The organism is Blautia massiliensis (ex Liu et al. 2021), from assembly GCF_052064225.1.
Classification (GTDB): Bacteria; Bacillota; Clostridia; order Lachnospirales; family Lachnospiraceae; genus Blautia_A; species Blautia_A fusiformis.
On record NZ_JBQHWA010000010.1, the window covers coordinates 40,076 to 52,429 of the forward strand.

At 46.1% G+C, this 12,354-nt stretch carries 10 protein-coding genes; 1 reads left to right on the plus strand and 9 read right to left on the minus strand.

Going from position 1 to position 12,354, the window contains the following annotated elements:
- Positions 1-51 precede the first annotated feature (51 nt).
- The 9 genes from ACTNDQ_RS05645 to trxB all read right to left on the minus strand — a co-directional run bounded on the left by ACTNDQ_RS05645 (position 52) and on the right by trxB (position 10,406).
- A complete protein-coding gene (locus tag ACTNDQ_RS05645) occupies positions 52-741 on the minus strand; it encodes a C40 family peptidase (RefSeq protein ID WP_278795603.1) in 690 nt (229 codons plus the stop codon).
- Between the two features lie 648 nt (positions 742-1,389).
- Positions 1,390-2,247 carry a YitT family protein gene (locus ACTNDQ_RS05650; protein ID WP_022426920.1) on the minus strand — a complete coding sequence of 286 codons (858 nt, stop codon included), beginning with the start codon at positions 2,245-2,247 and terminating at the stop codon, positions 1,390-1,392.
- A gap of 177 nt (positions 2,248-2,424) precedes the next feature.
- Complete coding sequence (locus ACTNDQ_RS05655) at positions 2,425-3,267, minus strand: Cof-type HAD-IIB family hydrolase (RefSeq protein ID WP_278795601.1); 843 nt, start codon at positions 3,265-3,267, stop codon at positions 2,425-2,427.
- Between the two features lie 160 nt (positions 3,268-3,427).
- The gene (locus ACTNDQ_RS05660) at positions 3,428-5,107 is read right to left on the minus strand and encodes a glycoside hydrolase family 13 protein (RefSeq protein ID WP_441064086.1); all 1,680 of its coding nucleotides are present in this window, start codon (positions 5,105-5,107) and stop codon (positions 3,428-3,430) included.
- A 192-nt stretch (positions 5,108-5,299) separates the two neighbouring features.
- Positions 5,300-6,130 carry a PTS system mannose/fructose/sorbose family transporter subunit IID gene (locus ACTNDQ_RS05665; RefSeq protein WP_059086277.1) on the minus strand — a complete coding sequence of 277 codons (831 nt, stop codon included), beginning with the start codon at positions 6,128-6,130 and terminating at the stop codon, positions 5,300-5,302.
- Positions 6,127-6,942, minus strand: coding sequence for a PTS mannose/fructose/sorbose/N-acetylgalactosamine transporter subunit IIC (locus tag ACTNDQ_RS05670; protein WP_059086278.1), 816 nt, complete (start codon positions 6,940-6,942; stop codon positions 6,127-6,129). Before ACTNDQ_RS05670 ends, ACTNDQ_RS05665 begins: the two co-directional genes overlap by 4 nt.
- Before the next feature lie 49 nt (positions 6,943-6,991).
- Positions 6,992-8,023, minus strand: a complete 1,032-nt coding sequence (locus ACTNDQ_RS05675) for a PTS mannose/fructose/sorbose transporter subunit IIAB (protein WP_278795600.1) — start codon at positions 8,021-8,023, stop codon at positions 6,992-6,994.
- A 420-nt stretch (positions 8,024-8,443) separates the two neighbouring features.
- A complete protein-coding gene (locus ACTNDQ_RS05680; RefSeq protein WP_227574146.1) occupies positions 8,444-9,481 on the minus strand; it encodes a LacI family DNA-binding transcriptional regulator in 1,038 nt (345 codons plus the stop codon).
- The gene (gene trxB / locus ACTNDQ_RS05685) at positions 9,468-10,406 is read right to left on the minus strand and encodes a thioredoxin-disulfide reductase (protein ID WP_441064087.1); all 939 of its coding nucleotides are present in this window, start codon (positions 10,404-10,406) and stop codon (positions 9,468-9,470) included. Before trxB ends, ACTNDQ_RS05680 begins: the two co-directional genes overlap by 14 nt.
- 168 nt (positions 10,407-10,574) lie before the next feature.
- Between trxB and ACTNDQ_RS05690 the strand changes: the two genes are divergently transcribed.
- A complete protein-coding gene (locus tag ACTNDQ_RS05690; protein ID WP_278795599.1) occupies positions 10,575-12,347 on the plus strand; it encodes a DUF885 domain-containing protein in 1,773 nt (590 codons plus the stop codon).
- Positions 12,348-12,354 lie beyond the last annotated feature (7 nt).

Consider the following 12,354-nt stretch of genomic DNA (forward strand, 5'->3'; position numbering starts at 1 on the left):
TCTCCGCAGACAGTTTATATTTCATATCAGTAAATCATTTATATCTATATCCTAAGCCACAAACGAACCAACCGCAGCCGGAGCCCGGTAATCATAATCGGAAACCTTGATCCCTGTAGCCGCTGTACTGGCGTGAACGATCTTGCCATCACCAATATAAAGGGCCACATGATCAATACAACCCTCACCATAAAAAACCAGATCACCAGCCTCAATATCCGCAACACTCTTCTTCTCAGAAGCCGAACACTGAGCTGCAGCAACACGAGGAAGCTCATACCCAAACTCCGCAAACACAGACATCACAAACCCCGAACAATCCGCCCCGTTAGTCAGACTCGTACCACCATAAACATAAGGATTCCCCACAAACTGCAGCGCAAAATCCACAATCCCCTGCCGCTTCTCCAGACACGCAGCCTCAGCAGCCTTCCGCTCCTCTTCCGCCTTACGCGCAGCCTCAGCAGCCGCTTCAGCCTCAAGCCTCTCCTGTGCGATCACCTCAGCCTCAGCTTTCGCCTCCTGATACCCCTGAACCTCAGAAACCGTCTTATCCGCCAGAACACTGGCAAAAGCAGAAATAGAATCCGCACCATCCGAAAAATCATCCTCAATAGAAAGCTCCTCCACATCTCCATCAGACACAGCACTGACACCATCCACATCCGCAAAAACAACAGAAGGAACCACACCCACAAGAACAGCACTCAGAACAACAGCAGCAAATTTCTTATAAAACATAAACAATAAAACTCCTCTCAGAAAACCACGCAGCAACACAATCCATCCATTCAGACAGACATTCACGATCCACTTCGCCACGCTCCTCATTCGCCATTTTGTTACATTTTTATTAAATTTGTTACGCAAGTGTGTATCCTACCATAAAAACCCCCACCTGTCAAACCCCTTTCACAAAACCTTCACACACCAATCAGCCATCCAACTCCCAGGAATCCACTCAATCCTCCAGCCCTCATCAATCCCCACTTCCGCCAGTCGCCCCACACCCCCACCACTACCTCCCGCCCGGAACCGAACAGCCGGGGAGACGGGTGCCGGTTGGCTACGACTCTGCAGGAGGGGAGCTGATTCTTGGCTGGCGGAAATCTGCGTTGTTTTTAAAAAGTCCGCTGTCTGAGCGGCAGCAAGCCGCGAGTTCGGACTTTTTAAAAACGGTTTTAGCAGAATTCCGGCAGCCTAGAAGCAGCCCCCGACGAAGCCCGGAGCAAACCGGCACCCGTCTCCCAGGCGTCCGGCATCCGCCATCCACCACAAAAAAGAGCGCCCCGCAGCCCATCCAGACCACAAAGAACGCTCTCCTAATTTCCATCAGCTTACAATCATACACAATCACCTACGATCAGCATACAACCCCATACGATCGCATCAAATATAACTCATAAACCCCTTCCCAACAACCTCACTACTCTTAGTAACCATCAAAAACGCCTGCGGATCCACCTCATCAATAAACCTCTGCAGAAGCACCGCCTGTCTCACATCAACAACCGTCAGAATAATCTTCTTATCCTTATGCGAATAAACACCCTCCCCATGATAAACCGTAGCACTCCGATCCAGCCCATTCATAATAAACTCACAGATCTCATCCGGCTTACTGGAAATGATCGTAAAATACTTATTCAGCTTCATCCTCTCAATAGACTTATCGATCAGCAACGTCTTAGCCATAAGCCCCAGTACAGAACAAAGCCCCGTAGTAAGATCAAACACCATAAACGAAACAACAACGATCACACAATCCACCGCAAACAATGCACCCGAAATATTCATCGTAGAATACTTCTTAATGATCATCGCCACAATATCCGTGCCACCACCCGAAGCATTCTCAAAAAACAGCAGCGCCGCAGCCAGCGCCGGCAAAATGATCGCAAAGCAAAGCTCCAGCATAATATTCCCCGTCAGCGCCCTGTCCATAGGAAAAACCTTCTCAAACACATTCAGAAGCAAAGAAGAAACAACCGTAACATAAGCCGTCTTCACTCCAAAATCCCGGCCAAGAACAATAAACCCGATCACCAGCAAAATCAGATTGATCACCAGGTTGATCTGCGCAGACGTCATCGGAATAAAATGCGAAAACACAACCGCCATACCCGAAACACCACCAAAGGAAAAATTATTCGGAAACTTAAATACATAAATCCCAACATCCATCAAAACAACAGCAAATGTGATAATGATATACTCCATCACACGCTTTGGTATCAGATTTTTCATTAAAAAGTATCCTCCTGATCTCCTCAAATAATTTTCACCGGTAACTACCAGTCAAAACCAGCAATCCCCGCATCCTCTTTGTTTATCATACCTTATATCACCAAAAATGCAAATAAAAAAGACAGAGAAAAATACATTTCCCTGTCCCTTATATTAACGATCACGATCAACCACAGCTTACAGCCCGAAAAACCTCTCCAGAAATTCCGCCACACCATCATGATCGTTATCTCCGGTCACCTCATTCGCTGCATCCTTTACATACTGTTTGGAATTGCCCATAGCAACACCGATACCTGCACCCTCCAGCATTTCCAGATCATTCTCATTATCTCCGAAAGCGATCACATGCATCCGGTCAATACCAAGCTTTGTGCGAAGCATGGCAAGACCCACACCCTTGTCCACGCCTGCTGCATTAAACTCCGCATTGCCGCTGATGGAAGTAGTCACTGCCACATCATCCAGATCCTTCCATTTCTCACGAAGTGCCCTGCTGGTCTCCATATCATCAAAATAAATATTGATCTTCTCTGCCTGATCCAGAATATCTTCCTGATGATAAAAATCCTTAACATATTCATGTCTGCTGAGAAAATAATCTACAAAAGTTTTTTCCAGCAGAGCTTTATCCGCTACAGATGCCACATAATCTCTGGCATCCGCATCAGAATAGGCGATTCCGTTTGCATAAGCCTCTGCGATCCAGCCTTTTGCGCCACTGTTTTCCACATCCTTCAGGATTTTGCTTACCATTCCTTTGGGCATGGTTTTTCGCCAGATCATCTCATTTTTATCGTAATCCCAGACAACACAGCCGTTTTCCACGATTCCCCATTTCACACCCCGGAGCACAGAAAACTCCTGAGGGATCAGCTCTCTGGTCCTTCCGGTTGCCGGCACCACATAATGTCCGTCATCGATCAGACGCTGCAGAACATTTCTGTTCCTTTCAGAAATCTTATTCTCGCTGTTCAGAAGAGTTCCGTCCATATCCACTGCAATGATATATTTTTCCATAATTTCCTCCTGTTTGTCTTTTCTCCACAGGCAAAAAGCGTATCTGCACTGCACCCGGATATCCTTTGGCAGTACAGATACGCACAAATACTCATACCTGCTCTCTGTAAAGCGGAGACTTTTCTTCCACTTTACTACTACATATACAACAGCTCAGAAATTACCGGATCCTCATCATAAACGCCTCGTACGGTCTTAAGTCCGCTTTGATTCCTGTTCTGTCCTTATAGTTTGCAATCTTAATATCCTCTTTATCGGACACATATTTTGCAAGACCTTCTGTACTTACCGTATCCTCAGAAAGGTTTGCCACCACGATCCACTGCTCTTTGTCGGAAGTTCTTAAATATGCAAAGATCTTCTCGTCTTCCGGAAGAAGGAGCTGATAGTCACCTTCTGTGAGAAGCTCTTCCTCATGACGAAGACAGATCAGATCCTTATAATAATAAAACACGGAATCATTTTTTTCCAGAGCTTTTTTTACATTGATCTCCTGGTAACGATCAGAAATGCGGAACCATGGCTTACCGGTCGTAAATCCTGCATTTTCGCTGTCATCCCACTGCATCGGAACCCTGGCATTGTCACGACTCTTGTTCCATACTGCCTTGCGGAAATCATCCTCAGAAATGGTTTTGTTCTTAACGACAAGATCCTGATATGCATTACGAACCTCGATATCCTCGTACTCCTCCAGCGGGAACTGCACGTTTGTCATACCGATCTCCTCTCCCTGATATACATAAGGAGTTCCCTGCATACCATGGAGAACGGTAGCATAAGCCTTTGCACATTCCTCGCGGTAAGTAGTATCATTTCCCCATCTGGAGATCACACGTGGCTGGTCATGATTTTCAAAATACAGAGCATTCCAGCCCTTGTTATAAAGTTTGTTCTGCCACTCACTCATAACACGTTTCAGATCACGGAGATCAAAAGGCTTCAATTCCCACTTGCGGTTTACAGAGCCCGGAATACGGTCGATGTTCATATGCTCAAATGTGAAGATCATATTCAGCTCCTCACGCTCCGGATCTGTAAATAGTCTTGCAACCTCCGGTGTGGAGCCCGGCGCCTCACCTACCGTCATACAGTCATATTTTGAAAGCACCTCCCGGTTCATCTCATGGATAAACTCATGAAGTCTTGGTCCGTTGCTGTGATATTTTCCTGTATAATACTTGCGGCCATCCGTTTTCGGGTAATCCGGGAAGGACTGATCCTTGGAGATAGATGCGATCACATCCATGCGCCATCCGTCAGCACCTTTGTCCATCCAGAATTTCATCAGATCATAGATTTCCTTACGGACGGTTTCATTTTCCCAATTGAGATCCGGCTGTTTTCTGCTGTAAAAATGAAGGTAATACTGGCCGCGCTCTTCATCATATTCCCAGGCACTTCCACAGAAGCTGGAGCCCCAGTTGTTTGGCTCACTGCCGTCCGCTTTCGGATCCTTCCAGATATAATAATCACTGTATTTGCTGTCTTTTGATTTCCGGCTTTCCACAAACCATGCATGCTCATCGGAAGTATGGTTGACAACAAGATCCAGAATGATCTTGATACCATGCTCATGAGCTTTTCCGATCAGCTCATCCATGTCCTCGTTACTTCCGAAGCCCGCGTAGATCTTCCGGTAATCACTGATATCGTAACCGTTGTCGTCCTGTGGGGAGTCAAAAACAGGACTGAGCCAGATCACATCGATCCCAAGATTCTGAAGGTAAGGGAGCTTTTCAATAATACCCTTGAGATCGCCGAAGCCGTCCCCGTTGGAGTCCTTAAAGCTTCTTGGATAAATCTGATATACAACGGAATTCTTCCACCAATCTTTCATTTCTTATGTCTCCTTTATTTTGCATTGAGCAGATATTTATGATCCGTATTTGCCGCTTATTTATATCCCGTCAGATACTCTTCAACTGCCCTTTTTGCGGCCAGTTATTTCAATATAACTTTTTTCCAGGTTTTTTATAGGCGGACCACCTGGGGTCCGCCTTTTCATAGTTCTGATCTTTATCCTTAAGGTTTATGCAATTCCAAGAAGAGAGAGAAGGATGCTCAGGATGATAACACCGATGATCAGAACTGTGATGCTGATATTTTTCTTTTTCAGCAGATAGTAGCACAGAAGAGTCAGTCCAAGAGGAACAATACCGATAAAAATCTGGTCCAGCATGTTCTGGAGGTTCAGAACAGATTCACCCTTCATGGTGAGCTCATAAGTGGAATTAAAGGTTACCATGCTGGCAGTCATGCCGCCGACCATGATCAGACCTACAATACTGGCAGCTTTTGTCAGGATGTTCATAAGACCACTTGCATAAACCTTCTGAATATATTCGGAACCAAGCTTGTAGCCCAGGAATGTTCCATAATATTTCACAAGAATAGACGGAATGTTGAAAAGAAGCAGGAACACGATCGGTGCCAGAACATTTCCGGATGCACCAAGACCTACTGCGATCCCGGCTGCGATCACACGGAGAACGCCCCAGAAAATGGAATCACCGATACCGGCCAGAGGTCCCATCAGAGAGGATTTAACTGCATTGATAGAGCTCGCGTCAAAATCCTTCTGCTCGCTGTTTTTCTTCTCCATGGAAGCTACAAGACCCATGATGAAAGTGGAACAGGTGATGGTTGTATTGAAGTAGGACATACTTCTTGTGAGGGCAGCTTTTTTGCCTTTCTCATCGTTTTTGTAAAATTTGTTGATAAATGGCATCAGGGAATAGCAGAAACCGGAAGCTCCCTGTTTTGCCGGGCTTACTGCCGCATACAGAGTGAAGGAACGCCAGAACGCTTTTCTCAGCATTTTTCTTTCATCTGCAGGAATGGATTTCGTTAAATTACTCATGAGAAAAATTCCTCCTCTTCTTCATCAAGATATTCGTCAGAACCACCGGCCGGTGAAGCTGTCACTCTCTGCGCCGCAAGCTGGTTCAGCTTGTAATCATTCATACCAATGGAAATGGCAATGATCACACCGATCACGGCAAGAGCGATCAGTGGAAGCTTTAAGTATGCTGCAAGGACAAAGCCCAGGAAATAAAACATACAGATCTTGTTATCCCAGAGCATCTTCATCAACATTGCCATACCTACTGCCGGAAGAAGTCCGCCGCAAACTGTCAGACCATTCATAACAACATCCGGGATGGCATCCAGAAGTGCACTGACTGCATCAGATCCGAACAGTATCCCGAAAAATGCGAACAGGGAATATAAAAACCAGTTTACAGCCCAGAGCCCATAGTGAAGAGCAACGATCTGTTTTTCTTTTCCTTCTGCCGCCAGACGGTCGAAGGTTTTTGCAAACATACCTACAATAAAAATGTAGAGAACAGTCTTGATCTGAAGACCAAGGATACCGATTGGAAGTGCAAGTGTCAGGGCAACCTCAGAGCCTTTGCCAAGCATGATGGCAAAGGCAGTTCCTACAGCTGTGGCAATTCCGGGTTCTGCTGCAGAAGCTCCGCCGATATTTACAACTCCCATGAATACAGCTTCCAATGAAGCTCCGATGATAACTCCTGTGTGAAGATCTCCAAGGAACAGACCTACCAGTGGCCCGATGACGATCGGACGGTTCAGCATGGTAAATCCGACCAGCTCTGCACCGCCGACACAGATAAATACGGCAAGTGCTACAAGAAATGCGTTTAACATTTTTTCTTTCCTCCCTTTTTTGTGCTACGTTTTATTTATTCAGTGGATGTCAGTCAAGCTTGTCCAGTATATCCTTCACAAGCTTCTGCTCATCATTGGGTACCTGCTGCATACAGGTCTTCGGATCAAGAGCCACCAGCTCTTTCAGTGCCTTCTGTTCTGCTTTTGTCAGCATGATAGTCGGGGTCAGGACAAGCTTCTCGGAAACATCGATCCCATCAAAACGTCCCGTATTTCCTACATTGAGGAATCCGATCTCACCAACACTTTGTCTTATCTTCAGAGCATCCTTTACCGTTCTTGTCAGAACCAGGATACGTATCCTGGATGCCTTCGGATTGTTTAATATACGAATGGCTTCATCCACCGGTTTGATCAGCGATTTGATTCCGCCCGGTACGGCCATTTTCAATGCCATCTTCTGGGTGTTATCGTTAGCTGCCTCGTCGTTAGCTACCACGATTCCCTGTACAGACAGCTGTTTGGTCCAGGTCATGGCAACCTGTCCGTGGATCAGACGGTCATCTACACGAAGTGCGGTGATCTTTGCTGTGGAATTGTCATAGGACTGGGGAGCCAGAGCTTTTTTCGGTGCGGATTTTTCTGCATCCGATGCAGCACCTTCTGAAGTCTGTGCGTTATTTTCGGTACTCTGTGCAGTATCTTCTTCGGCATTTTTTTCAGATGTGGATTTCTTTCCACCGCCAAAGTCCACTACCTGAAGCTCTTCTCTGGCATCATCGATGAACTCCTGGATCTCCTCCTCTGTCACATCGTCATCTGCCATCATGACCTGCATCAGGACCGGAAGGTTGGTTCCTGTGATCAGCGTAACATTTTCTTTCTGGCTGTATCCCAGAAGCTTCTGATTTACGCTTCCTCCCATCAGATCTGTGAAAACGAAAATCCTGTCGTTTTCATGCTGTGCGAAATATTCTTCAAACCTTTTCTCCACATTGTCTTCCGGTGTCACATAAGCGTCGATGGTTGTGATCTCATCCATTTTTCCAACGATCAACTCTGCTGTATAACGAATGCCGGAGGCCATTTTTCCATGTGTGGCGATCAGAATCTGTTTCATCTGGTATTCACTCCTTCTGTACTCTTTCCCTTTGGTTATGTACCTAACCTTTGTGTTCACACTATAGCATCAAAGTTAGGCTGTGTAAATAGGTTATGTACATAACCTATCATTGTAACAAGTTCAAAATCATAGTTTTGTGCAGGTTTCACATAGAACAGCAAATGCTTATTATCCACATCTTCAGCACGAACCTACACAGGATAACTCTTTTACGATTTCAGGTAAATTTACAAAAAGCCGAAAATACTCTGACTGTCAGACACTGACAGTTCCCGTATATTTCGGCTTTTGATATCTTTATATCTCAGATTCTCTGTACTCTTACTATATTGAAAGTCCCGATTTTCTGTTTTTCACAGTTCTGCAGTGACTTCTCGTATCTACCCCCTGATCAGATCAGATACATTCTCTGCAGACTTACTTTTCCTCATGCTGCGGCTGTACAGATCTCCTGGGGATCAGCGTGACCGGAAGCATGATCTCATTTTCACGCTCTTTTTCCACTCCATTGATCCGTTCCATCAGAATTTCCACTGCAAGAGACGCCTTCTGCTCCACATTCTGACTGATAGTAGTCAGACGAGGCACGGAAAATTCCGCATAACTGATGTTATCGTATCCTGCAATTCCGATCTCCTCCGGAATCTTTACTCCACGACTGCTGAAAAAGCTGATAGCCTCCAATGCATAGAGGTCCGACAGGAAAAACAGTGCGGCCTTTGGTTTTTTCCGCTGGAGCAGCCACGCATAGCTTTCTTTTCGTTTGGCGTAGTTCATTCCAAGAGCGGTAAACTGCACCTTCTGCTTTTTCTTTGCAAAATCCTTCGCCGCCCGCTGAGCGCCCATGTAACGAAGATGATCCACACCATTATCACGGCCTGCACAAACCTGGATATGCTCATAGCCGCATTCCAGAAGATATTTTGTCATAAGATAGCCGCCACTTTCGTCGTCCAGTCCGATATTCAGGACATGGTTTTCCTGGCCTGCATCAAGCTCACCATATGCATCAATAGAAACGATCGGTTTGTTGATCAGCTGATAGATTTTTTCGCAGTTGCTTTTGCTGAAGGAAATGGCAATAACACCATCTACATCCCAGCCCATGACCATCTGGAATATCTTATCTGTATCCTTTGCGGAATACAGCATCAGATAATATCCCAGTTCCTGCACGTATTTCTCGATAAAACCGATGATCTTTCCATAAAAAGGATCTCCGATGATAGAATCCTTGAAGTCTTTATGATAATTGATCACAACTGCGATCAGCTGGGATTTTTCTTTATTCAGAACTCTCAGTCCCATTTTCTGGACATACCCCATCTCCCGGATAAGATTCTCGATCTTCTGAATATTGGCAGGAGATACTTTTTTTGTTTTTCCATGTATGACGTTGGAAACAGTTGTTGTACTCACGCCTGCTCTTTGCGCGATTTCCTTAATCGTTGCCATTATCTTTCCTCCAGAGATATTTCTGTGCGGAAGCCACTGCATTGGCTCCGTCTGAAACAGCAGTTACTATCTGGCGAAGTGCCTTGGTACGAATATCCCCCGCTGCAAAAACCCCAGGTGCGCTGGCAACACCCTCTTCTCCTGCACAGATATATCCATTTTCATCCAGCTTGAGCTGGTCCTTTACAAGTGTTGTATTAGGAACGATCCCCACAGCAATGAAAACACCTTCTGCGGTCAGTTCCCTCTCTTCATTTGTTTTTATATTACGGATCTTAAGACCGGTCACTTCATCCTGTCCCAGGATCTCAAGGGGAACACTGTCCCACACCATTTCTATATTCTCACAGGCAAAGACTTTCTCCTGAAGTGCCTGATCTGCTCGAAGCGCATCACGGCGATGAACAAGATATACCCTTTCACAGAGGCCGGAAAGAAAAACTGCATCCTCTGCTGCCACGTTTCCTCCCCCCACTACCACTGCAGTCCGATCCTTATAAAAAGCTCCGTCACAGGTAGCGCAGTAGGAAACACCAAGGCCGCTCAGATCATCCTCTCCCGGGATATCCAGCTTCCGGTGCTCTGCCCCAAAGGCAAGGATCAGAGCTTTCGCCTGATATTCATGCTTTTTTGTACGAATCGTCTTGATCTCTCCGGAAATATTTTCCAGGGAAAGAATCTTCTCTCGCTGCGGTTCCAATCCCAGCTTCCGGGCATGCGCCCCAAAGGCTTCTCCGAGATCCATGCCCGATATCCCCGGCATTCCCGGATAATTATCCACCGCATAGGTAGCTGTGACCTGACCGCCCGGTGCAAAGTTTTTATCGATCCATATGGTATTTAACCTGGCCCTGGACGCATAGATCGCTGCCGTGATCCCTGCCGGACCTCCGCCTAAAATTGCAAGATCATAAATATCACTCATGTTATTTCTCCATTTTTGTATATTTCCGCTCACATAATATCATAAATTCCGTAATTTTCCAATATGATAGAACAAAGCGCCACTCTGAAAGGACGTTACTGTTTGCTTCGAGACCATCAGTACTCTCCACATGGTATCTGTCTGTAAACAGTAATGAAAGACTGTCTTATGTCTCTTAAAATCAGGAAAAATAAATCTCCTATTTTCATCACTCTGCTTCTTATCCTGGCACTTCTCACCGGCCTTACTGCCGGTTATTTTTCCACTCACGGGATCACAGAAAACGGAAAATTCGAAGCTTTTTCCGGAAAAGTTTTTCAAAATGAAGTTTCCGGCAGCACCCTTACCCTCCATTATACCCTGGCACATCCGGAAAAACAGGGTATCCGGCGAAAAAAAGCTTCTCTTGGCACTGTCCCCACAGATATGAAAAATACATACCAGATCTGCAGCCAGTACGAAAAAAAGCTGAAATCCTTCCGCTACAGCCGCCTTTCTACGGAAAATCAGCTGACGCTGGACTCCATGCTCCTCTATTACCACACGGAAAAATCACTGGGCGACAATTATCTGCTTCAGGAGCCTCTTGGCCCAAGTCTTGGTATTCAGGCTCAGCTTCCGGTTCTTCTGGCGGAATATGCCTTTTATGAAGATCGTGATATCACCGACTATCTCACTCTTCTCACCACCATCCGCCCATACTTTCGGAGCATCCTGGAATTTGAGAAAAAGAAATCCGAAGCTGGTTTTTTTATGAGTGACACCACACTGGACCGGATCCTGGCACAATGCAGTTCTTTTATCCGGAATCCCGACAGCAGCTATATGCTGAATATCTTTCAGAAAAAACTCTCTGAATACGGAAAGCTTTCCATGCCAGAGCAGAACGCTCTGCTCCTGGCCCACCAAAATCTTATGAAAACAGAAGTCATCCCAGCCTATCAGGAACTTATGACCGGTCTGGAAGCTTTGCGTGGCACAGGAAAAAACACTCGTGGCCTGACTTATTTCAAGGGAGGGAAAGCCTACTATCTCTATCTTCTTCAGAGTCAGACCGGCTCTTACGTTCCTGTAAAGCAAATGGAAAAACGACTCTCCGGACAGCTTTCCGACGAGATCGGCATCGCAGGAACCATACTTCGACAAAACCCGGAGCTTCTGACTACTCTCAGCCGGGGAATCACTTTCAGAGAAATAAAGCCTGCCCAGATGCTGAATGCCTTGCAGCAGAAGATCCAAACAGACTTCCCACCTCTCACAGATGTCACCTTTGAGCTCCGCACAGTCCACGATTCCATGAAAGAATATCTAAGCCCTGCCTTTTATCTCACCCCACCTATGGATACCGGAACCCCCAATGTGATCTACATAAATCCGGCTGCCAGCTACCAGGGCCTGGAGCTTTTTACCACACTGGCACATGAAGGATTCCCGGGGCATCTTTACCAGACTGTCACCTTCCAACGCCAAAAATCCTCCAACATCCGAAATCTTCTCTGCACCTCCGGCTTTGCAGAAGGATGGGCCACCTACATCGAACCCTATGCCTACCAGTACGCCGCCGATTATATTCAGGATCCTTCTGCCACAGAGCTTGCCAGGATCTCCTGGCTGAACCGAAGCATCAATTTATGCATGTACTCCCTTCTGGACATTGAGATCCATTACAACGGCTGGACTCAGGCCGAAGCCGCCAGCTTTCTGAAAGCCTTTGGTATCGAAGACAGCGCCGTTGTCTCCGAGATCTACCAGTATATCCTGGAAACCCCGGGAAATTATCTGAAATACTACTGGGGCTACTTAAGCCTTCTGGACTTACGCACTTCCGAACAGAACCGCCTTGGCCAGGACTTTGATCTGAAAGCTTTCCACAGCCAGGTACTAAAGATCGGTGGTGTACAGTTCCCGGTGCTGGAGAAGTATATTGATGCGGAATTTTGAAACTGTT

Coding starts and splice junctions, on each gene's coding strand:
- ACTNDQ_RS05670 (WP_059086278.1), bottom strand. CDS start 6,942: ATGTTAAACGCATTTCTTGTAGCACTTGCCGTATTTATCTGTGTCGGC.
- ACTNDQ_RS05650 (WP_022426920.1), bottom strand. CDS start 2,247: ATGAAAAATCTGATACCAAAGCGTGTGATGGAGTATATCATTATCACA.
- ACTNDQ_RS05675 (WP_278795600.1), bottom strand. CDS start 8,023: ATGAAACAGATTCTGATCGCCACACATGGAAAAATGGCCTCCGGCATT.
- ACTNDQ_RS05665 (WP_059086277.1), bottom strand. CDS start 6,130: ATGAGTAATTTAACGAAATCCATTCCTGCAGATGAAAGAAAAATGCTG.
- ACTNDQ_RS05660 (WP_441064086.1), bottom strand. CDS start 5,107: ATGAAAGATTGGTGGAAGAATTCCGTTGTATATCAGATTTATCCAAGA.
- ACTNDQ_RS05680 (WP_227574146.1), bottom strand. CDS start 9,481: ATGGCAACGATTAAGGAAATCGCGCAAAGAGCAGGCGTGAGTACAACA.
- ACTNDQ_RS05645 (WP_278795603.1), bottom strand. CDS start 741: ATGTTTTATAAGAAATTTGCTGCTGTTGTTCTGAGTGCTGTTCTTGTG.
- ACTNDQ_RS05690 (WP_278795599.1), top strand. CDS start 10,575: ATGTCTCTTAAAATCAGGAAAAATAAATCTCCTATTTTCATCACTCTG.
- ACTNDQ_RS05655 (WP_278795601.1), bottom strand. CDS start 3,267: ATGGAAAAATATATCATTGCAGTGGATATGGACGGAACTCTTCTGAAC.
- trxB (WP_441064087.1), bottom strand. CDS start 10,406: ATGAGTGATATTTATGATCTTGCAATTTTAGGCGGAGGTCCGGCAGGG.